The sequence below is a fragment of the Tritonibacter sp. SIMBA_163 genome, assembly GCF_046535935.1.
Taxonomy (GTDB): domain Bacteria; phylum Pseudomonadota; class Alphaproteobacteria; order Rhodobacterales; family Rhodobacteraceae; genus Epibacterium; species Epibacterium scottomollicae.
In genome coordinates this window covers 1-236 of record NZ_JAWJBP010001312.1, presented here as the reverse complement: position 1 = coordinate 236, position 236 = coordinate 1, and the positions used below count along the sequence as shown (strand labels likewise).

General features: G+C 45.8%; 1 protein-coding gene. It reads left to right on the top strand.

Annotated features, from left to right (window positions below; genetic code table 11):
* The coding region (locus R0J92_RS26555) for a fasciclin domain-containing protein (RefSeq protein WP_411053885.1) at positions 1–102 on the top strand (102 nt) is incomplete at its 5' end.
* Positions 103–236 lie beyond the last annotated feature (134 nt).

The window sequence follows — 236 nt, the reverse complement described above, 5'->3', positions numbered from 1 at the left end:
ATGGTTATGGATGCCCAAGGCAACAGTGCTAATATTACAGTGGTGGATGTGGCGCAGTCGAATGGCGTCATTCACGTGATAGACAGCGTACTGTTGCCATAAGCTCTGCTGTATAGGCTTGAGTCTGCTAATTAGTTAAGTTGTTGTTTAACCCCGCTGCTTTAGAAACAAAACAGCGGGTTTTTTTGTGTACAAAAAGCCGGTGTTAGCGCTGCCTGACAGCATTTGCTAACTCC